This is a genomic window from Spirosoma gilvum (assembly GCF_054776815.1).
Window position 1 is genome coordinate 206,454 of record NZ_BAAHBH010000008.1, and the last position, 21,922, is coordinate 228,375.

Here is a 21,922-nt window from a genome sequence, read left to right on the forward strand (position 1 = left end):
ACCTGACTCTCTTTTAACGAAAAACTAAAATTGGTTTACTATTTTTTAGCTTTTTGTTTTTAAGAGTCAATGAAAAAACTTTTTCAGCTTCTCCTGTTAATAGCAACAGGAAATTCGTTTGCCCAGCAAGATCCATGTGCCAGTACAACTAGTTACAGCCTGATTTCTCAGTCTACGAATGGTGCTGGTAATTGCACATTTTTGTTTACGCCAACTGTAACAATTAATCAGACCGGCAATTCTGTTAAGTTAGTCCAGTATACATTTACAGTTGGGTCTACTACCGTACAGATATGTTATTCGGGCACTCCAGCGGCTATCGTAAACTGTAGCGGTCCATTTACAGCTTTGCCTCTGGGAACGAATCAAGTTTTTCCTACTGCAACTATTGTGATGCCTTGTACGGGCAGCGGAAGTTTGGTATTAATTGGTAGTACATCGGCTCAAGGTACAAGTACCTGTGCTACCCAAACGGTTTTTTCAGGCCCCTTACCCGTTAAGATCGTATCCTTTTACGGTTCCTCTGCATCAACAGGGGTCGTGCTGAACTGGGCTACTGAATGGGAATCGACCAACGAAGGGTTTGAGATTCAGAAGAGTACCGATGCCCGCTCATTTGAAGGGATTGGGTTTATCAAAGGAAAGCTAACGACAAATCAGGTGTCGAGTTATGAGTTTATTGACTCGAATGTAGAAACAGGCGTACCGTATTACTACCGTCTGAAGCAAAAAGACGTGAGTGGAACCACAGAGTATTCCCGTATAATTTCCGTCGTATATAAATCCGATCAGGGGATGCCGGTCAGGGTGTATCCAAACGCCAATGTGGGAGGAAGCTTTATGGTATCCATGCGCGACGCTCAGTCGGCAATAATCAGTTTGTTTAACGAAACGGGCATGGAAGTTCCAGTTAATGTCAGTAAAACACCCGACCCCAATAAAGTGTCAGTTTCGGTAAAAGCACCTGTTTCAAGTGGGATTTATTTGTTGAAGCTGAATCAGGCAGACGGGACGCAGCACCAGGCAATCAAAGTTGTCGTCCAGTAAAGTTTACAGTTTACGGTTGGCTGACGCGAAAGCAACTCTGGCGTCAGCCAACCGTAAACCGCTCTACTTCATCGTCAACACGTTGGCTGGTACATTGGCGTCGGTTTCAACGGTTTTCTTGGCCTTCGAAGTAGGGGTATTCAAGAGCTTGATGTCTTTGGAACGGTCGCCCGATATATGCATCAGCAAGTCAGTACCGTCGGTATATCGAATATTGTCGAGGACTAGACCACGGCTGTTCTGAACCTGCATCAGGGTCTTTGCCGGAGAGATCAGCGCTACATTTTTCAATCGAATGTTCTCCGCTTCGATGCAGACCAAGCCTTTCCGGCTTTGCAGCACCGCATTTTCGATCAGAATATCTTTCACTGCCATTTCGGGTAAGCCCCGAACCAGAATACCCGTTTCGGCTCCTTTGCAGGTTACATTCCGAATCTGGAACGACCGGAACTGAGGGGTTCCTTCCGACAGTGGCTGAGCCGGAATCTGAGGCAGCTCATTACTTTCCCCGTGTTGAGGAACCGGGTCTTTGGCTGCATAGTACATATCGAACAGAATGGCTTCGCCGGCGATGTTGGTCATATCGACGCCATCTACGTAAATATTTTCAACAATTCCGCCACGTCCACGAGCTGTTTTGAAACGAAGACCTACGTCGGTACCCATGAAGGTGCAGTTCGACACGTACAGATTACGCACTCCACCCGACATTTCACTACCGATCACAAAACCACCGTGGGCGTGGTAAACCCGGCAGTTGCGGACAATGATGTTTTCGGTCGGAACCCCCCGTTTGCGCCCCTGCTCGTCACGACCCGATTTGATACAGATGCCATCGTCGCCCACGTCGAACGTACAGTCTTCGACCAGACCGTTCCGGCAAGACTCCAGATCAAGGCCATCGCCATTTTGGGCGTACCAGGGATTTTTAGCCGTAACGTGCCGCAAAGTAATATGTTCGCATAATAACGGATGCAGGCACCAGGCCGGTGAGTTCTGAAACGTAATACCTTCTAGCAGAATGCGTTTGCAGCGGGTCAGACTCAGCATATTCGGGCGTAGAAAATCCTTTATACCCTCATAGTAGCTCATCGGTTGACCCGATTTGATGGCCGATGCGGTGGCTCCTTTGAATGACTGTTCCGATGGATACCACATGTCTTTTTTGTCATTCACAACGCCACCCGAGGCTACCAGTTTTTTCCATTGATCGTCGGTCATTTTGCTGCGTTTTACCATCCGCCATGCGTCGCCCGACCCGTCCAGAATACCTTTGCCCGTAATAGCAATATTCTCCAGATCGGTACCCGAAATAGGGGCCTGATTTCGAACGGCTTCTTCGCCTTCCCAGGTTGTAGTGACCAGTGGGTACGCACTACGCTGATCGGTGAATTGCAGCAATGCTCCTTCTGACAGGTGCAGATTGACATTGCTTTTGAGCGCTATAGGTCCCGTTAGCCATAATCCACGTGGGACTAGCACGACCCCGCCACCAGCACGATTACACTGGTCAATGGCTTTGGTGATGGCGGCCGTATTGAGGGTTAGCCCATCGGCTACGGCTCCGAATTTGTTGATGCTGAGCGTATCCTTACGAAACGTTGGTGCCAATACTTTTGGCAGATTAGGACCAGCGGCTGACGTATAGCGACTTGTTGGTTGGTGATCAGGAACGAATCGGAAGGCGGCTGTTAAGGCAACGAAAGCTAATCCGGCAAGTGTTTTCATGAGCGTTCGGGCAAATTATTCAAGTAAAATGACCCAAAAATTAAGACGCATTCAAGAAACGATTGCCCTTTTTTTACGCAATCGTTGCCGGGAACGTTGTCAGGTTTGCGAGGGCGTTATCAACTTCCCGAAAGTTTAGAACTTTCGGGAAGTTCGCTACATACAGTGTAAATTAATTTTTCTGTCATTCCGACGAAGGAGGAATCTTCGGATGAGTCTAGTTTTTCTCCTCTACCCCTTCCCCGCGGTCTGTGTCCTCACAGAACGTGGAGGAGAAACGCAAGCAAACTTAATTTACACTGTACTACATAGGTGCCCGTTCGTAAAAATCAGTCATTTCAATGATCAAGGCGTCCAGAAAAGCTACAAAAAAACCTTGGTGAATTACTAGTTGCTCATAATCTTTATGTACTTTTGACGCAAAGCTACTTACATGACTATGCATCGAGTTTACAGTCTGAGTATCGCTCTGGTATTCACGGCTAGTTTCGGCCTGAAAGCTCAACAGGCGCATGTAAACCTGGACTGGAATCCCCAGAAGAATACACAGAATCTGGTGCCTTTTGGAGCCAGCGTTATTTCGCCCGAAGTGCGCGACGACCGTACCGTGACGTTCCGGCTGAAAGCCCCGGATGCCAAACAGGTGATGCTCACGGGCGGTCCAATCTTACTGGCGCTATCGGCCAAAAATCCCATCCCGTTCAAAAAAGATACGGACAGTCTCTGGACGCTGACTGTTGGGCCGATCAAGCCGGACATCTACGTCTATAAGTTCGTTATCGACGGGGTAACGGTGCCCGATCCAAACAACACTCTGACGGGATTCAACGATCAGCCGGGTTATAGCAATCTGGTTGTTCCGGGCGATGGGCCAGCTTATTACGATGCCAGACCCGTACCGCACGGAGCCGTAACCCGACATGTCTATCACTCCAGCGTGCTGAATGGCGAGCGGGAAATGTACGTGTATACGCCCCCCGGTTATTCGCCCAAAAAGAAATATCCGGTGCTGTATCTGGTGGGTGGAAGTGGTGAGCTGGCGTCTGGCTGGGCGCTCGATGGCCGGGCCAATTTTATTGCCGATAATCTGCTGGCCGAAGGCAAAATGGTTCCGATGATCATTGCCATGCCGAATAACCAGGTCGTTCACCGCAACGACCCCAACCATACGGCCAAAACGTTCCCTCTCTTTGAAGAAGAGCTGAAAACGCAGATTATTCCCTTCGTTGATAAAACGTACAGCACCATCCCGAATCGTAAAGGCCGGGCCTTATCGGGTCTGTCGATGGGTGGGCGGCATACACAGTTTGTTGGCTTGAAAAACCTGGATCTGTTCAGCTCGTTCGGTATCCTGAGCGCGGGTGATGTGGACAGCGAAACCACCAGCACGGCTTTCCTGAACGACCCATCGGCAAATCAGAAAGTCGATTACCTGCTGGTAGGGCAGGGGACCAACGAAGCCAACGCGCCCATTGGAAAGCGAGCCATCGCTCTGCATGAAGCCCTGCAAAAACACAATATCAAACACGAGTACTACGTCGGGGGCGACGGTGCCCACGACTGGGCTACCTGGCGGCATTTATTGTATTATAAACTCCTGCCCAACCTATGGCGGAACAAATAACTAGTTAATGGATAATGTAAAATGAATAATGGATAATCATTGTCGGCTCTTCCATTATTCATTTTACATTATCCATTCTTCATCCTTCACATTATCCATTTAGATTCCCAACCCGATTATGCATTTCCCCAAACAACTCCTGTACACGGCCGTATGCACGGTCCTTATGGCGCCATCGGTAATGGCGCAAATGCAGCAGCAGCGAACACCCAACGATACCCTCAAATCGCCAAAAGTGCTGGATGATAAGCGGGTGATGATCCAGATTTACGCCCCTAAAGCCAGCGAAGTAACCGTTGGTGGCGACTTTCTGTCGAACCCAAAACCGCTTAGCCTGACGAAGAATGAGCAGGGTGTGTGGTCGGTGCTGATTGGCCCGTTGAAGCCTGACTATTATTCCTACACGCTTATGGTTGATGGCGTTCGGACAATGGACCCGAAAAACCCGGTTATCAAGCAGGGCATCAGCAGTCTCGAAAACATGATGGCCGTGACGGGTCCGGAAACCGCTTTCGAAGACAATAAAGCCGTGCCACACGGTGAAGTACGGGAAGTCTGGTATTCATCAAACACGCTGAACATGATGCGCCGGATGCACGTCTATACGCCACCGGGCTACGAAAAAGGCAGCACAAAATACCCCGTTTTTTACCTACTGCATGGTGGCGGTGACGATGATTCGGGCTGGAACACAATCGGTCGGTCGGGTTTCATTCTGGACAATCTGATTGCGGCCGGGAAAGCCAAGCCCATGATTGTCGTGATGCCAAACGGTAGCATGCCACTTCCTCCTTCAAACGGAATGCCGAATGCTCAGATGATGAATCAATTGCGGGATTTGTTCTCCAGCGAACTGCTGAAAGAAGTGATGCCCAACGTTGAGAAAAACTACCGTACGCTGACCAATGCCGAGAACCGGGCGATTGCCGGGCTGTCGATGGGTGGATTCCAGACGCTGGATGTTACCCTAACCCGCCCTGAACTGTTCAACTACGTAGGTGTATTTAGCTCTGGTTTCTTCGGAGCAACGGCCGATGAAGCGGACACGAAATATGCTAAAGTGCTCAACGATCCCAACTTCAACAAAGGCAAGAAGCTTTTCTGGGTAAGCATCGGCAAAGACGATTTTGTGATGGATGCCAACAAAAAGACGCTGGCCCTGCTCGACAAACACAACATCAAATACCAGTATAAGGAATCATCGGGTGGCCACACTTGGGTCAACTGGCGGCAATACCTGAATGAGTACACCCCAATGCTGTTTAAATAAGCTTGATGAAAGCTATAGGATGTTATTTTGTCATTCCGACCGTAGGGAGGAATCTCAAGCTTGACTAACAAGCGACTTTGAGATTCCTCCCTACGGTCGGAATGACAAATTTTTCTCAGGTAATCCGAGCCAAATTTGTGTATAAACCCACCTTACATGAAACGACGAACCTTTTTAAAGAATACCTCTACGGCTGGTTTAGCGGCACTCGTGACACCGGTAGGCATCATTGAAATCAATCGAAAGCCAACCACGCTGGATACCAAAGCCGCTGAATCGTTTGCCGATGCGTTTGTCAATCCGCCCATGTCGGCGCGGGCGCAGGTGTGGTGGCACTGGATGAACGGCAACGTAACCGCCGACGGCATCACCCGCGACCTGGAAGCCATGCAGCAAATCGGCCTGGGTGGCTTTCAGAATTTCGATGCCGGAACCGGTATTCCCAAAGGGCCTGTGGTGTACCTAAGTCCCGAATGGCTCAGTCTGAAACAGCACGCCATGAAAGAAGCCGACCGGCTGGGACTGGAATTTACCATGCACAACTGTCCAGGCTGGTCGTCGAGTGGAGGGCCGTGGATTACGCCCGAGCTGGCCATGCAGGAGGTAACCTGGAGCGAAGCGTACATAACGGGTGGGCAAGCCGTAACGGTATCGCTGCCACAGCCGCCGACCAAACTGAACTACTACCGCGATGTAGTGGTGCTAGCTTATCCGTCGCTTCCCGGCGAAGCGGCTTTGTCGACGCTGGTTAACAAAATAACGGCCAACGGGGGAACTGAACCAATTTCGGCGGAGCAATTGGCGGGTGCTGAAGGGATAACGGTACAGCCCAGTGCCGAAGGTCAGCCCGTTACGGTACTGCTTGAATTTAAGGAGCCGTATGAAGCGCAGTCCATCGCCTTTGTAAGCAAACCAGTGGGCAAGCCGTCCGCGGGTGGAGGTGGTTTTGGTGGCGGTCCTCAGCTTATGCTGGAAGCATCGGACGATGGTACGCAGTTTCGCAAAGTAGCTTCGGGAAGCGCCGGGCGTTCGCCGGAAGAAGCATTGACCCTCACAGAGTTTGCACCGACAAAAGCGCGGTTCTTCCGCCTTACATCGCCCGGCGCACGGCATTTTTCACAGCTACGGTTTTCGGGAACCGCCCGACTGGCCGATTGGCGTCGGAAAACTGATACTGCATTTGGGGTAATGGGCGTGACGGCTGATTCTGAAAGCGCCGGAAAAGCGGCTATCAAGCTGTCTTCTCTTGTCGATGTAACGAAGTTCATGGACAAAGACGGTGCGCTACGCTGGAATGCGCCATACGGCAACTGGACCGTTTTACGCGTTGGCTATACACCCAAAGGCGAACTTAATCGGTCGGCACCCGACACCGGCATCGGGCTCGAATGCGATAAATACAACCCGGCTGCCATTGATTTCCACTTCAACAAGATGATGGAAAATCTGCTGCCAACGCTGAAACCGCTAACCAAGAAAGGCAAGGTAGGTTTGTTGATTGACAGTTACGAAGTCGGTATGCAGAACTGGACGACCCAGCTTCCGCAGGAATTTCAAAAACGGGTAGGCGATTCATTGCTGGCGTATTTGCCCACCCTGACAGGCCGAATTGTCGAAAGCGTAGACCTTACGGAGCGTTTTCTCTGGGATTTTCGCCGGGTTCTGGCCGATTTGATGGCCGACAATTATTACGCCCGCTTTACGGAACTGTGTCATCAGCAGGGAATCGTTGCCTACGCCGAACCGTATGACCGGGGACCGATGGAAGAAATGCAGATTGGTTCGCGGGTGGATGTCAACATGGGCGAGTTCTGGCACGGACTTTCATCCCTGTTTCAGAATAACTGGACCATGCGCCGAACCACCAAACTGGCCGCGTCTATCGCGCATATCAACGGGAAAACCGCTGGCGGAGGTACACCCGCTAAACCGCAGATCGTTGGGGCCGAAGCCTTCACGGGGGAGCCCGAATCCGCACGCTGGCAGGAGTATCCGTTCGGTATGAAAGCCCTGGGCGACAGGATGTTTACGCAGGGGTTGAACCGGATTATTTTTCACCGATACGCGCATCAGCCCCATCCAACCGCCGTACCGGGTATGACTATGGGGCCCTGGGGCATCCACTTCGACCGGACTACAACCTGGTGGAATCAGGGGCGGGCCTGGCTCGATTACCTGGCGCGTTGCCAAAGCCTGTTGCAGCAGGGCCTGTTCGTTGCCGATCTGGCTTACTTTACCGGCGAAGACGGAAATCAATACACGAAAGTTGAGCCACATGAACTAACGCCGACACCACCGCAGGGCTACGATTATGACCTGATCAATGGAGAAACGCTGCTGAAACGCGCTCGTGTTCAGGATGGTAAGCTTGTCCTGCCCGATGGTATGAACTACCGGATTCTGGTGCTTCAGAATCATAAAGCGCTGAGTTTACAACTGCTCCGAAAACTGCGTGACTATGTAAAAGAAGGGTTGGTTGTCGTGGGCGAGAAACCCGAAACAACGCTGGGACTGTGTAGACATTCGGAAGGCTATACGGAATTTAGGCAGCTTTTGATCGACATCTGGGGGCCGATCAATGGCACTACGATCACAGAAAATAAGATGGGTAAAGGCCGTGTTTTCTGGGGGAACCCCATGTCGGCGGTACTTAATGCATTGAGTATTAAGCCGGATGTGGAAGTGACTTCTCGCTCGGGCGATGCCCCCATTACGTGGATACACCGGCGCGTTGGCGATGCCCATGTATATTTCTTGGCCAACCAGCGCCGTACAGCCGAAGAAACGGTCTGCACATTTCGGATAGCCGGCAAACAGCCCGAACTGTGGGATGCTTCGACCGGAAAAATGACACCGATACCGATCTGCGAAACCCTGGCCGGACACACCCGCGTACCTGTTCAGCTCGATCCGTCGGGGTCGGCGTTTGTCGTGTTTCGCACGTCGGCCAAAAAACAGCTACAAGCCATTCGTAAAGGACAGGAAACGCTGCTGAGCGCCAAACCTTTTCCGGCTCCTACGCGCAAGCGTTACAAAGACGTTGCCAACAACTTTACCATTAGCCTATGGGCCAAGCCGGAGCTGAATATCATGCTGGCGACTAACGGGTTTCTGGAACACGTAAAAAATCCCTGGACCGACTATTACGCCATCTATCCACCTTCTGGAACGGAACTGTACGGGGAGGGTCATGCTGCCTGCGGACTAACGGTTGGGCGGAATGGTGTGGCCATCTGGGAGCGAACCAGTGGGATGCCCGTCTTTCGGATGTCGGCGCAAACGCCCATCTCGGGCTGGAGCCATATAGCCGTCGTGTATAAGGACGGTGTTCCAGCCATTTATGTGAATGGTAAACTGATTCAGCAGGGGAAAGCGGGTACCAATATTGTGCATCCGGGCATCGCTCAGGCTTTTCTGAGCGATGGCGCTTCATTTTATAACGGCGACATAACCGAACCGCAATTGCTCACGGAAGCGGCATCGGATAGCCGAATCCAGCAGTTGGCCGCGCAGGAACGGCCGAAAACCGTGTCATCCCCGACCGTTGAACTGGCAACGAATGGAAAACCCGGGCTGATTATCTGGCAGAATGGCCAGTACACTGTACAGGATACGTCGGGGCGGGGTACGCCAATGGCTGTTGCGGGTATTAGTAAGCCAATGGAGGTGCCGGGTAGCTGGCAGGTTCGCTTTCCGGCCAATCTGGGCGCTCCCGATCAGATAACACTGGACAGCCTGATTCCCCTAAACACGCATGAGCAGGACGGAGTAAAACACTTTTCTGGTACGGCTACCTATGTCAAGACGGTTCAGATTCCGGCTTCGTTGCTACCCGGTACGTCAGAACGGCGGCTGTTTCTGGATTTGGGCCGGGTAGAAGTACTGGCCAATGTGTCAGTTAATGGTAAGGCCCTTGGCACCCTCTGGAAACGCCCGTATCGGCTGGATATCACCGAGGCTGTAAAGGCGGGCAACAATACGTTGGAAATCAGCGTGACGAATTTATGGCCGAACCGACTCATTGGCGACGAACACATGCCCGACCCGGATAAGTTTACGCCGGGCGGTGGCGCCGGTGGATTTGCCAGCCTGAGCAACGGTGCCATTGTCGAACTACCGGCCTGGTATAAAGAAGGAAAGCCAAAGCCCGCCGATGGCCGGGTGACGTTTACTACCTGGAAGCACTACAACAAAGATTCGCCTTTGCTGGATTCCGGCCTGATCGGCCCGGTGGTGCTGCGGGTTGCGGAGCAAAAGGCGATTTGAGCAATTAACTTTTGTCATGCTGACGAAGGAAGCATCTTAAATTTTCCTTGCTTATTAGTTGAGGAGCATTAAGATGCTTCCTTCGTCAGCATGACAAAAAAACATTTAGAAGCCAACCAAACCTATGAAAACAAGAAGCGTTACCCTCGGACTGCTAAGCCTGTTGGCTGCATCGTCCGCGTTCGGCCAGAACTGGACTGAAACGAAGGTGGGGAACTGGATGAAAGTGACGAACAAAGGCGGCAAAACCATTGGCTACGCACCATCGTCGGGCGTGAAGCTGCTGACGGAAAAGGGCTTTGCGTTTAAAGACCTCAACAAAAATGGCAAGCTGGATAAGTACGAAGACTGGCGCCTGCCAGTAGACGAACGGGCGAAGGATTTAGCCTCGAAAATGACCATCGACCAGATTGCCGGACTGATGCTCTACAGCCGACACCAGCCTATTCCGGCGGCCGCGGGTGGGCCATTTGCGGGTACGTATGGCGGAAAAGTATTTGCGCAGAGTGGTGTAAAAGCATCCGATCTGTCGGACCAGCAAAAGACGTTTCTGACCAACGACAATCTGCGGCATGTGCTGATTACGTCGATACAAAGCCCCGAAATTGCGGCTGAATGGAATAACAACGCCCAGGCTCTGGTCGAAGGAATTGGCGTAGGCATACCCATCAACAGTAGTTCTGACCCCCGGCATGGTACCCGCGCCGATGCCGAATACAATGCCGGTGCGGGTGGAGCTATTTCGATGTGGCCTGGTTCGCTGGGACTGGCCGCCACCTTCAATCCTGAGGCTGTCAAACGATTTGGTCAGATAGCTGCCACCGAATACCGGGCATTGGGCATCGCTACGGCGTTGTCGCCCCAGGTCGATCTGGCGACTGATCCGCGCTGGAATCGGGTGAGTGGCACCTTTGGCGAAGATCCGCAACTAGCTACCGACATGGCCCGTGCCTATATCGACGGTTTCCAGACATCCTTCGGGGCCAACGAGATTACGGGCGGTTGGGGGTACCACAGTGTGAATGCGATGGTGAAGCACTGGCCGGGTGGCGGTTCGGGCGAAGGTGGACGCGACGCGCACTATGGCTATGGTAAATACGCGGTGTATCCGGGTAAGAATTTCGAGACGGCGTTCATCCCATTCCTGAACGGGGCCTTCAGGCTGAACGGCAAAACGGGCATGGCGTCGGCGGTGATGCCGTACTATACTATCTCGTACGGGCAGGACAAGAAGTATGGCGAGAACGTGGGCAATAGCTACAGCAAATACATCATTCACGACTTGCTGCGGACCAAATACAAATACGATGGGGTCGTCTGCACCGACTGGCTCATTACGGCCGACGAAACCGCTGTGGATGTGTTTCTGACAGGGAAATCGTGGGGTGTTGAAAAGATGACAGTGGCTGAGCGGCACTATAAAATCCTGATGAACGGCGTTGACCAGTTCGGCGGCAACAACGAGTCTGGCCCGGTAATGGAAGCCTACAAAATGGGCGTGAAAGAACATGGTGAAGCCGCCATGCGAGCCCGCTTCGAACAGTCGGCCGTTCGGTTACTCCGAAATATTTTCCGGGTGGGTCTGTTCGAAAATCCGTATCTCGACCCGCAGGTATCGCAGAAATCAGTAGGTACGCCCGAGTACATGAAGGCCGGTTATCAGACGCAATTGGAATCGGTGGTGATGCTGAAGAATAAGACGAAAGCGTTGCCGCTCACGAAAGGGAAAACCGTTTATATTCCCAAGCGCTTTACGCCAGCAGGCCGGAATTTTCTGGGTATTGAAACACCCCAGAGCCTGGATTATCCGGTTAGCCTGAACATCGTGAAGAAGTATTTTAACGTAACGGACAACCCCGCCGAGGCCGATTATGCGCTGGTGTTTATCCAAAGCCCAAATTCGGGTGGCGGGTACAACAGTGCCGATGCCAAAGCGGGTGGTACAGGCTATGTTCCCGTCAGTCTACAATACGGCGATTACACCGCGCAGGGCACTCGCGACCCAAGTATTGCCGGTGGCGACCCGATGGAGAAATTCACCAACCGCACCTATAACGGCAAAACGGCGAAGACTATCAACACGACCGACCTGAACATGGTGACGGAAACCTATGCCAAAATGAACGGTAAGCCCGTTATTGTGGCGCTGAACGTGGGCAATCCGACGGTTGTGAGTGAGTTTGAAAAGCAGTCGAATGCGATTCTGGCGCATTTTGGCGTACAGGATCAGGCTCTGCTGGATATTCTCACCGGTGCACATGAGCCCTCTGCCCTGTTGCCCATGCAAATGCCTGCCGACATGAAAACGGTGGAAGCCCAGGCCGAAGACGTTCCCCGCGACATGACCTGCTACAAAGATTCAGACGGCAACACCTACGATTTCGGGTTTGGCCTGAACTGGAAAGGCGTCATTCGGGACGCCCGCACCGCCAAGTATAAGCAATCGGTACTAAGCGCGAAGTAAGCCGTTTGTATTTTTTTGTCATTTCGACGCAGGAGAAATCTCAAGCTTATTAATATGCACGCTTGAGATTTCTCCTGCGTCGAAATGACAAAAAGCGAAATGCCCAAAACCTTCCTTGGTAAGTCAGACTAACACGAATAGGCTTTATGCCCCCAATTATGCATCGCATTTTTTTGCATCTCACCACTCTTTTACTCGTTTCAACATGGGCCTTCGCGCAAAGTCCTGTACCCAATAAGCTGCTGTTTGGTGTGGCGTATTACGATGAATACATGCCTTACGAACGGCTGGAGAAGGATGTTCAGATGATGAAGGAAGCCGGAATCAATGTGGTGCGCATCGCCGAATCGACCTGGAGTACGGTTGAACCGCAGGATGGGGTATTTGATTTTACGCATATCGACCGGGTACTGAATGCCATGCACAAAGGCGGGATTCAGGTGATCATTGGCACTCCTACCTATGCCGTCCCGACCTGGCTGGTCCGTAAATACCCCGATGTACTGGCTACTACTGCGCGGGGACAGAACCAGTACGGTGTCCGCCAGAATATGGACATTACCAATCCGCACTTCCGTTTCCATGCCGAACGCGTGATTCGGAAAATGATGGAACACGTCAAGAATCATCCGGCCATTATTGGTTATCAGGTCGATAACGAAACCAAGCATTACAATACCGCCGGAGCTAACGTGCAGCAACAGTTTGTGCAGTACATGAAAGCGAAGTTCAAAACGCTGGATGCCATCAACAAAGCCTTTGGACTCGATTACTGGAGCAACCGGATCAACAACTGGGCTGATTTTCCGTCGATGGTGGGGACCATCAATGCCAGCCTGAGTTCAGAATTTGCGAAGTTTCAGCGGAAACTCGTCACAGACTATCTGGCCTGGCAGGCGAAGCTGGTGAACGAATACAAACGGCCTGGTCAGTTTGTAACCCAGAATTTCGACTTCGAATGGCGGGGGTATTCGTACGGTATTCAGCCCGATGTCGATCATTTTGCGGCAGCGAAGGCGATGGACATCGCTGGGGTCGATATCTACCATCCAACGCAGGATCAACTTACCGGTATCGAAATCTCATTCGGGGGCGATGTAACCCGGTCTATGAAGTCGGGTAAAAGTTACCTGGTCTTGGAGACTGAAGCGCAGGGATTTCCGCAGTGGGTGCCGTATCCGGGTCAGTTGCGGTTGCAGGCGTTCAGCCATTTGGCCTCGGGGGCTAATATGCTGGAATACTGGCACTGGCATTCGATCCACAATTCGGCCGAAACGTATTGGAAAGGGTTGCTGAGCCACGATTTTGAGCCCAATCCGACCTATAACGAAGCCAAAACCATCGGCCGTGACTTTGCCAGACTGAGCCCAAAACTGGTCAATCTGAAAAAGACAAACAACGTAGCCATGTTGTTCAGCAACGAAGCCCTGACGGCGTTCAATGCCTTTAGCTTTGGCTGGGGAGCGCCCGAACGCTACAACGACATCCTGCGCCCGATGTACGATGCGCTATATCGAATGAATGTGGGCGTTGATTTCGTCGACCCTTCCAGTACCAATCTGGAGCAGTATAAACTCCTGATCGTTCCCGCTTTGTATGCCGCTTCCGATGCACTACTGGAACGACTTAATCGCTTCGTAAAAGCCGGTGGCCATGTTGTTTACACCTTCAAAAGCGGTTTTTCGGATGAGAATGTCAAAGTTCGGTCGACACGCCAGCCGGGGATTATCAGCGAAGCCTGTGGCATTTACTATAGCCAGTTTACCGTTCCGCAGAAGGTTTCGCTGAAAGGTGATCCGTTTAAGGTAGGCCAAGCGAATAATGTGGTTAAGACGTGGATGGAACTGATTACACCGACTACAGCTCGTGTATTGGCTTCTTACGATCATCCGGTTTGGGGAACGTATGCGGCCATTACAGAGAATACCTACGGCAGTGGACTGGCAACTTACATTGGCTGCATGACCAGCGACGCTGTGTTGCAAAACGTGCTGGAAGGTGCTGTCAAAAAAGCGGGAGTCTGGGGTGCTGATCAACAACTGTCGTTTCCGCTGATCGTCAAATCAGGTGTGAATCAACAGGGAAAGCCGATTCATTACTTCTTCAATTATTCCGCTACGCCCGGCTCTGTCAACTATTCGTATAAAGCTGGCAAAGAATTATTGTCGGATGGTGCTATTTCGACAGGGTCATCGATAGCGATAGAGCAGTGGGGAGTGAAAATTGTAGAAGAGAATTAGTCTGTGATTTAATGCACTGTAAACTAAGCTTTGTCGTATTTTGAACGAGAACCTCTCCCGCGTTCTGTGAGGACACAGAACGCTTGTGCGCCAGCCCGGTTTGCCACCCGGATGAACGTTCTGTGTCCTCACAGAACGTGGGAGAGACAATTAGGATAGAGATGCCAGATAGCCTTCGTCAGCATGACAAAAGCTTACATTTTAGGCTTTTAGGTGAAGAATTTAACAGGTTCGTAAATCAAATCAGTGAAACATATTTTTCATGCTAATGAACTCAACTCGTCGTCAGTTTTTAGGCCAGCTGGGTGCCTTGTCTGCACTACCTTTCATACCCGCTTTCGACACTGAAGCGCCCAAAGACCTGTTCTTTAAAATTTCGCTGGCGCAGTGGTCATTGCATCGGGCTTTGGCCAAAAAGGAGACGACAACGCTCGATTTCCCCACCCGTGCCCGGCGCGATTTTGGTATCATGGCTGTCGAGTACGTCGATCAGTTTGTGAAAAATGAACCGGCCTATTTGAAGGAGCTACTCAAACGCAGCCAGAATGAGGGTATCGTGAACCACCTGATTATGATCGATACGGCCGGAAGTCTGGTCGACGCCGATGCCGCTAAACGAACCGATTCCATTAATCGACATTACGCCTGGGCGGAAGCGGCTAAGTTTCTGGGCTGTAAAACCATACGGGTTAATCTGCAAAATAAAGATGCGGTTGATGAGGTACGAAAGCGGGCGATTGAGAGCCTGGGGCGATTGGCCGAACGAATTAAACCATTAGGGCTGAATGTGGTGGCCGAAAACCACGGCGGTTATTCATCGGATGGTAGCTGGATGGCATCAGTGGCTAAGGGAGTCAATCGGCCGAACTGTGGACTGCTGCCTGATTTTGGTAATTTCTGTCAGTCGCACGATTGGGGAAGTACCGAAAAAGACTGCGAGCGCCCGTACGACCGCTACAAAGGAGTGACCGAAATGCTGCCGTATGCTAAAGGGGGTGTCAGCGCAAAAAGTTATGGCTTTGATGCAAAGGGTAACGAAACCAAAATCGACTATGGGCGAATGCTGAAACTGGTTAAAGCAACCGGATTTACAGGTTATATCGGCGTAGAGTTCGAAGGCGAGGGTATGGCTGAAGACGAAGGCATTCGCCGAACTAAAGCGCTGTTGGAAGTTGAAGGAAGGAAACTAAGCTAAGCGGAAAGAATATTAACTAGCGATTAACTGTCAAACATCTCGCTAATCGGATCGGTTAACGAACTAAGAAATTAGCAACGTTATGAAAACGATCCGATTTATTCTTATTACTCTATACGTAGCTTCGGCTGTCAGCGCCTGTACTCCTCAACTGGTTTTCAGTGATTCGTCGATTGTTCCCTCCGCTTCGGGGAAAGTTGGCGTTCGAAAGGATAAAAACAAAAACTACGTCGTCAATGTAAACGTGCGGAATCTAGCGGAGCCGAAAAAGTTGAGTCCGCCGATGAATACCTATGTCGTCTGGATGGAATCGGGAAGTGATCCTGTCAATAAATTAGGCCAATTGTTGCCTGCTGGTCGGGCACTGGAAGCACGGTTAAAAGCTACTTCTACGGCTAAACCCGATAATATCTACATTACGGCTGAAGATAACGCTGAGGTGATGAGTCCGAGTGGACAGACGATACTGACTACGAAGAAATAAATAGTTGTCTCATTTGGCCTTTAGTAATCGACCACTTCCAGGCTCTGAGCAACGAAGCCTGCCCAAAGAGAATCGGCCATACGGCAGAAGAGGGAAGCCAATGTTTGTGTATTTTCGGCTTAACATTGGTGCTGACGATTTGAGATCCCAGTAGCGAATGAACAAATTCCGCATGCCTGGGCCAGCTATTCTCTCATGAAGCGTTTTATTTGTACTGGTATTTTAGGAGTTCTGGTGTTGCTCGTAGGTATAAGTGGGCGGCCCCTTTGGGCGCAGGCTGTGCCGAACGACAGTGTGCAGGTCAGCTTGATACAGCCTCCTGGTGAGGAAATTTCTCGATTGAAAGGAAGGCTGGGGCGACATCGTAATTCGGTTCAGGAACTCGATACAATGCTTTCCAGCGCCCGCCGACTGACTTATATGCCAGGTCAGGTAGTTGCCCTATCGCAGCTGATTAACATCCGATTACAGGACCAGCAATCTCAACAGGCCGAAACTCTTATTCAGGAAGCTGTGCAGATAGCCAGCCGAATTCGCGACGTAAAGGAGACGAATTGGGCAATGACACAGGTAGGGCGACTAATACGGAGTACTGCCAAACGCCAGCCAGCCGTTGCCAATGCACTGGTGCCGGTTCTTGAGTCGTTAGGCGAAGCCATGAAAGCGAGTGCATCGATGGCTGCTAAAAAGAAAGAATCGGTATCAGAGCCTGTCGAGATAAGTATTCCTGGAGGCAATCGAGGAGCAAACAGACGGCCTCTTCAGCTAAACACGTCGGACTTACTGTCCTCATTACCGGTTCCACCTATTGATCTGACGCTGGGTCATAAGTTTAGGGTCAAACATGATTTTGGCGATCGTTGGTTGGATACACTCATACGATCTAGTGTTAAAAATCCCAAAATTGTACATCAGCTCAATGAGCGAAAAAAACTTCGGGATTCCACAAAAGCACTTAGTACTGCTTTTGCCAAAGAAGGCGATTATGCGCAGGCCTATCGGTATTATTTGCAATATACCGCCTATAAAGACAGCCTGACCGCCGAAGCCACCTCGCGCCGACTGGCTTCGTTGGCATACCGACAAAATTTACTGAAAAAAGAGACCCAGATTAACTTGTTGAAAAAAGACCAGCAACTCCGCGATGAGGAAGCGCATCGGCAACGTCAATATGTGTTCCTGATGATCGGTTGTATCGTTTTGTTGGTTGCCTTTTCCATCATACTGACTCGTAACAACCGGGCAAAGCAACTGGCAAACCAACAATTAAGTGAGCAGAAAGAAGCCCTTCAGGCGACATTGGCCCAATTAAAAACTACCCAATCTCAACTCATTCAGGCTGAGAAAATGGCCTCGTTAGGTGAACTAACGGCGGGTATCGCGCATGAAATTCAGAACCCGCTGAACTTTGTCAACAATTTTTCAGAAGTCAGTACCGAGCTAGTCGCAGAATTGCTGGAAAATCGCCAGAATCCTCAACGCGATGACGAACTGGAGCATGAATTATTAACGGATGTTCAGCAGAATCTTCAAAAAATAAATCAACACGGTAGTCGGGCATCAGCAATTGTTAAAGGGATGCTGGAGCACGCCCGCCCAAGTGGTGGACAGAAAGAACGCACGGATCTGAACGCGTTAACGGAAGAATATTTTAAACTGGCTTATCACGGTATTCGGGCCAAGGATAAAACCTTCGAAGCAAAACTCATCACAACGTTTGATACGGGTTTGCCTCCGGTAAGTCTGGTACCACAGGATATTGGTCGCGTACTTCTAAACGTATTCAATAATGCCTTTTATGCCGTACAGAAACGACAGCAAAGTGACCCTCAGGATTATCAACCTGAAGTATCTCTAACAACGAGTCAGGACGCGCAGCAAATTAAAATAACCGTTCGCGATAATGGAGTCGGAATACCTGATGCCATAAAACAGAAGGTTTTTCAGCCTTTTTTTACCACGAAGCCAACCGGCCAGGGCACAGGATTAGGGCTATCCCTCAGTTATGACATTATCACAAAAGGTCATGGTGGCACACTTACCCTGGCGAGTGAAGAAGATCAGTTTACCGAACTAGTCATAACGTTGCCCATCTCAGGCTAAGCCTTACGACTTACGCTCGTACTCTACAAAGTCGAACGGAGCCGCATGGCGTTCGTCGGCCGGGTGGTGATGACGACTAACTTCATGCCAATCAGCTTTATCGAACGGCGGGAAATAAGCATCGCCCTCGTAAGCTTTGTGAATTTCGGTCAGGTATAGCGTAGTAGCTATAGGAAGAGCCATTTTATAGATCTCAGCCCCGCCAATTACAAAGATTTCGGTTTGATTAATGGCCTTCGCATCGGCAATGGCTTCATCTAGTGTATGTACAACTGTTACACCCGGAGCTGTAAAGTCGGTATTACGGGTGATCACAATATTAGTGCGATTGGGGAGTGGCTTTCCTAACGAGTCCAGTGATTTTCGACCCATGATGATGGGATGATGGCTTGTTTTGCGCTTGAAAAAGGCAAAATCGTCGGGCAGATGCCACGGCAACTCATTATTTCGGCCAATGACGCCATTTTCCGCCACTGCGGAGATGAGACTTATTTTCATTACTAATGACTGAATGATAGAATTGATGAATGATTGAATAACCGAACAATTCTATCATTCAGTCATTCAATCATTCAATCATTTAGCTTTGCCCCGTCGTTCCATTAATTCCCGCCAGGTAGTTACGATAATGCCCTCTTTCTCGATGTAGGTTTTGAGAGCGGGGTCCATCATGCCCAGCATATCGCCTTTCCGCGACTGACCTGAACTGCTGATCAGGTCAAACGTGGGTGTAGGCGCGGTGCAGTGCATGATGATGTAGGTTAAACCTGGCTGTACCGTGTTCAACAGTTCGATGAATTTCTGGGTTTTAAATTTTTGCAAGTCTGAGTCTTTAGCGCCAGCGGGCAGGTTCAAACTGGTAATGCTTCCGTCCAGATCATCGAGTACGGGCAAGCCCGCGTCCCAAAGCTGTTTGCCTAATTGACGGGCCAGTTGCTGCATAGGCGCAGCTAACCGGTTGGTTTTGCTGATGAGTGCCGCATGGCCACCGGGGAAAAGAATCGGGATTTTTTCGTCGATCGCCACTTTTACATAGCGTCCAATAAATTTAGGTTCGAACAGCGTGCCCATGTGCGAATCCATGTGCGTAGGCTGAAACCCGAACGAACGATAACGTGCCAGTTGAGCCCGAACTTCTGCCTCTACTTCGTCGGGAGTGGCATGAGCGACTACCTGCGCAACTTCAGGCCAGAAACTTCCCTGTTCATCGTACAGGCCCGGTGCTTTGTCGCGTCCGACGATCGGATACCAGCGGTAATTTTTCCATTCGGAAGTGAGTGTTAGATGCACACCCGCATCAACATTGGGGTGCTCTTTCATGTACGCGAAGAAGTGGGGCACCCATCCACAGGGCATCATAATACTGGTTGAATTGGCAATTCCCTTGTCGATGGCGTTGATGGTGCCGATGTTGGAGTCATAGCTCATGCCCGCATCATCGACATGTAAAATAACCACTTTTTTGCCTTTCGGAAAGCCCAGCTTTTCGGCATAGGTTTCGGTTTGGGCCTGAGTAATTTGAACTGTGAGAGCAACTAACAGGCTGGTCAGGAATAGTTTCATAAATAATAAGTTGGTCATGGGATCAGTATTGATCATTCAATTGTCATTAATAGTCATTTATTGCAGTCGTGGTTGTGTAAGATAATACGATAAATGACAATAGAATGACTATCAATGACAATAAATGACTCTATCAAAGCTTATTCCCCCGCAAAAACTCCTCGGCGGTCATGCGTCGCTTGCCTTCGGCCTGGAGCGATTCGATCCGTAACCAGCCATCTTCCGCTCGAACCAGAATTGTTTTCTTGTTGTCGCTATAGGCTTGACCAGGTTCGGCAGTAAAAGGCGATTCGTTGGCAACGGCAACGTCATACAGTTTAAACACTTTGCCGTTGATCAGCGTCCAGGCAGATGGATAGGGTGATAGGCCCCGCACAAAATTTCGGATGGTATGCGCCGACTGATTCCAGTTGATCTCGGTGCTTTCGCGGCTGAGTTTAGGGGCCGGTTTCAGGTCGTCGGCAGTGGGTTGTGGAGTGCGCGGATAATCCCCCGCTTCGATGGCTTTCACGGTTTTCAGTACCAGATTGGCCCCTCGCTCCATCAGTCGATCGTGTAGGGTTCCGGCGGTGTCGCTGGGGTAGATGGGCTCAGTATCCTGAAAAATCATTTGCCCGGTATCGATTTCTTTTTCGATAAAAAATGTAGTGACGCCCGTTTCGGTTTCGCCGTTGATAACCGCCCAGTTGATGGGAGCCGCTCCCCGATATTGTGGCAACAATGATCCATGCAGATTGAACGTTCCTATAGTAGGCATCGCCCAGACAACCTCGGGAAGCATCCGAAAGGCTACTACCACCTGCAAATCGGCCTGATAGCTGGCCAGTTGCTCCAGAAAGACGGGGTCGCGGAGCTTCTCGGGTTGCAAAACCGGTAAATTGGCTGCTTCGGCCGCTTTTTTAACCGGTGAGGATGTCAGTTGCAGGCCACGACCCGATGGACGATCGGGTGCGGTGACAACAGCAACAACCTGGTAACCCGCCCCGAGCAGTCGCTGTAAGCTGGCAACGGCAAAATCGGGCGTACCCATGAATATGATGCGAAGGGGTGTTGGCATGAATCGATTTAGATAAATGAACGATGCATAATGTACAATGAATAATGCGTTTCAGTTGATAATCAGTTTGAGGATTGTCATTTTACAGTATCCATTATTCATTACCTACTGTATGTGTTGATATAGCGCGGAACTCTTTCTATTTTTGTCTCATCAATGCGCTGCTCCAACCGCATGACGGTAGAATGTGATGAGCCGCTTACTGGCACAGCCTATGCGACGAACCATTTTTTATAGTTCTGAATTATTCGCTTCGGGTACCCGACGGCGGCTCTGACTCGTCTGCAAAGAAAACCAATTTGGTTGCAGAACGGTCGGTGTACCGTTCTTTTTGTTTTAAGGAGCGTGCTAAACCAATGTGAATAACGAGTAAGTATTAACGGATTATGGGAAAGATTTCATACTACACCGAAGAAGGACTCAACCGGCTCAAAGCTGAATTAAATGAGTTAAAAACCAAAGGCAGAGCAGCTATTGCCCGTCAGATTGCTGAAGCCCGGGATAAAGGTGACCTTAGCGAAAATGCAGAGTATGATGCTGCCAAAGATGCGCAGGGCCTTCATGAACTGAAAATCTCAAAGCTGGAAGAGGTTCTCTCCAATGCCCGCATTCTGGATGAATCGACCATCGACACCTCCATTGTTTCGGTCCTTTCAAAGGTGAAGATCAAGAACAAGAAAAACGGCGCTGTGGTAACCTATACGCTGGTATCGGAAGAGGAAGCTGATCTGAAAGCGGGCCGTATTTCCGTGAGTTCGCCGATCGGCAAAGGGCTTCTGGGCAAGCGGGTTGGCGATGTTGCCGAAATCAAGGTGCCCGCCGGTATCATGGAATTTGAAGTAATTGAAATTGACCGATAAAAAGGGAGTTAGTAGTTAGGA

The 21,922-nt window shown here is 50.4% G+C and carries 14 protein-coding genes; 10 read left to right on the top strand and 4 right to left on the bottom strand.

Going from position 1 to position 21,922, the window contains the following annotated elements; translation table 11 throughout:
- Window positions 1-69 precede the first annotated feature (69 nt).
- A complete protein-coding gene (locus tag ACYVFD_RS21395; protein ID WP_461092538.1) occupies window positions 70-1,047 on the top strand; it encodes a T9SS type A sorting domain-containing protein in 978 nt (325 codons plus the stop codon).
- Window positions 1,048-1,110: 63 nt separating this feature from the next.
- Here the strand turns inward: ACYVFD_RS21395 and ACYVFD_RS21400 are convergent, their stop codons facing one another.
- Complete coding sequence (locus tag ACYVFD_RS21400; RefSeq protein WP_461092539.1) at window positions 1,111-2,775, bottom strand: glycoside hydrolase family 28 protein; 1,665 nt, start codon at window positions 2,773-2,775, stop codon at window positions 1,111-1,113.
- 439 nt (window positions 2,776-3,214) lie between these two features.
- On the opposite strand from ACYVFD_RS21400, the gene ACYVFD_RS21405 reads away from it, so the two are divergent.
- From ACYVFD_RS21405 to ACYVFD_RS21440, 8 genes are all read left to right on the top strand, one after another.
- A complete protein-coding gene (locus tag ACYVFD_RS21405) occupies window positions 3,215-4,399 on the top strand; it encodes an esterase (RefSeq protein WP_461092540.1) in 1,185 nt (394 codons plus the stop codon).
- Window positions 4,400-4,517: 118 nt separating this feature from the next.
- The gene (locus ACYVFD_RS21410; protein WP_461092541.1) at window positions 4,518-5,669 is read left to right on the top strand and encodes an esterase; all 1,152 of its coding nucleotides are present in this window, start codon (window positions 4,518-4,520) and stop codon (window positions 5,667-5,669) included.
- Between the two features lie 156 nt (window positions 5,670-5,825).
- Window positions 5,826-9,935, top strand: coding sequence for a glycosyl hydrolase (locus ACYVFD_RS21415; RefSeq protein ID WP_461092542.1), 4,110 nt, complete (start codon window positions 5,826-5,828; stop codon window positions 9,933-9,935).
- 124 nt (window positions 9,936-10,059) lie between these two features.
- Complete coding sequence (locus ACYVFD_RS21420) at window positions 10,060-12,399, top strand: glycoside hydrolase family 3 protein (RefSeq protein ID WP_461092543.1); 2,340 nt, start codon at window positions 10,060-10,062, stop codon at window positions 12,397-12,399.
- A 158-nt stretch (window positions 12,400-12,557) separates the two neighbouring features.
- Complete coding sequence (locus ACYVFD_RS21425; RefSeq protein ID WP_461092544.1) at window positions 12,558-14,639, top strand: beta-galactosidase; 2,082 nt, start codon at window positions 12,558-12,560, stop codon at window positions 14,637-14,639.
- A 268-nt stretch (window positions 14,640-14,907) separates the two neighbouring features.
- Window positions 14,908-15,834 carry a sugar phosphate isomerase/epimerase family protein gene (locus tag ACYVFD_RS21430; RefSeq protein WP_461092545.1) on the top strand — a complete coding sequence of 309 codons (927 nt, stop codon included), beginning with the start codon at window positions 14,908-14,910 and terminating at the stop codon, window positions 15,832-15,834.
- Window positions 15,835-15,916: 82 nt separating this feature from the next.
- On the top strand, window positions 15,917-16,318 hold the full coding sequence (locus ACYVFD_RS21435; RefSeq protein WP_461092546.1) for a hypothetical protein: 402 nt from the start codon (window positions 15,917-15,919) through the stop codon (window positions 16,316-16,318).
- Between the two features lie 195 nt (window positions 16,319-16,513).
- Entirely contained in the window at window positions 16,514-18,421 is a 1,908-nt protein-coding gene (locus tag ACYVFD_RS21440; protein WP_461092547.1) for a sensor histidine kinase, read from the top strand.
- Between the two features lie 3 nt (window positions 18,422-18,424).
- Here the strand turns inward: ACYVFD_RS21440 and ACYVFD_RS21445 are convergent, their stop codons facing one another.
- The 3 genes from ACYVFD_RS21445 to fmt all read right to left on the bottom strand — a co-directional run bounded on the left by ACYVFD_RS21445 (window position 18,425) and on the right by fmt (window position 21,041).
- Window positions 18,425-18,919: a dihydrofolate reductase gene (locus ACYVFD_RS21445; protein WP_461092548.1), complete on the bottom strand. Its 495-nt coding sequence runs from the start codon at window positions 18,917-18,919 to the stop codon at window positions 18,425-18,427.
- A 78-nt stretch (window positions 18,920-18,997) separates the two neighbouring features.
- Window positions 18,998-19,984, bottom strand: coding sequence for a polysaccharide deacetylase family protein (locus ACYVFD_RS21450; protein ID WP_461092549.1), 987 nt, complete (start codon window positions 19,982-19,984; stop codon window positions 18,998-19,000).
- A 133-nt stretch (window positions 19,985-20,117) separates the two neighbouring features.
- On the bottom strand, window positions 20,118-21,041 hold the full coding sequence (gene fmt / locus ACYVFD_RS21455; RefSeq protein WP_461092550.1) for a methionyl-tRNA formyltransferase: 924 nt from the start codon (window positions 21,039-21,041) through the stop codon (window positions 20,118-20,120).
- A 386-nt stretch (window positions 21,042-21,427) separates the two neighbouring features.
- Between fmt and greA the strand changes: the two genes are divergently transcribed.
- The gene (greA, locus tag ACYVFD_RS21460) at window positions 21,428-21,901 is read left to right on the top strand and encodes a transcription elongation factor GreA (protein WP_461092551.1); all 474 of its coding nucleotides are present in this window, start codon (window positions 21,428-21,430) and stop codon (window positions 21,899-21,901) included.
- The last annotated feature ends 21 nt before the right edge of the window (window positions 21,902-21,922 follow it).